The 289-nt window shown below is 70.9% G+C and carries 1 protein-coding gene; it reads left to right on the plus strand.

What is annotated here, in order from left to right:
- Window positions 1-289, plus strand: a 289-nt coding sequence (locus GRF61_RS24485) for an Hpt domain-containing protein (RefSeq protein WP_211166209.1), incomplete at both ends; no start/stop codon positions are given.

Below are 289 nucleotides of genomic sequence, written 5' to 3' on the forward strand. Positions count from 1 at the left end.
GGCGATGGATGCGCACTTGCGTGCGCTGTGCGAGGAGGGCCACGACGTCGAGCGGCTGCATGCGCTGTTCCGCGCCGCGCATACGATCAAGGGCTCGGCCGGCATGTTCGGCCTGGAGGCGGTCGTCGGCTTCACCCATCATGTGGAGAACCTGCTCTCGCGCCTGCGCGACGGCGCGCTCGAGCCCGCCCCCAGCCTGCTCGAGCTGTTGCTCGAGTGCCGTGACCACATCGAGGATCTGGTCGGCCGGGCGCTGGAGGACGATGGCGGCGAGGCCGTGCTGGCCCCG

Origin of the sequence: Azoarcus sp. TTM-91 (assembly GCF_012911025.1) — a bacterium.
In the GTDB taxonomy this organism is placed as follows: Bacteria; Pseudomonadota; Gammaproteobacteria; order Burkholderiales; family Rhodocyclaceae; genus Azoarcus.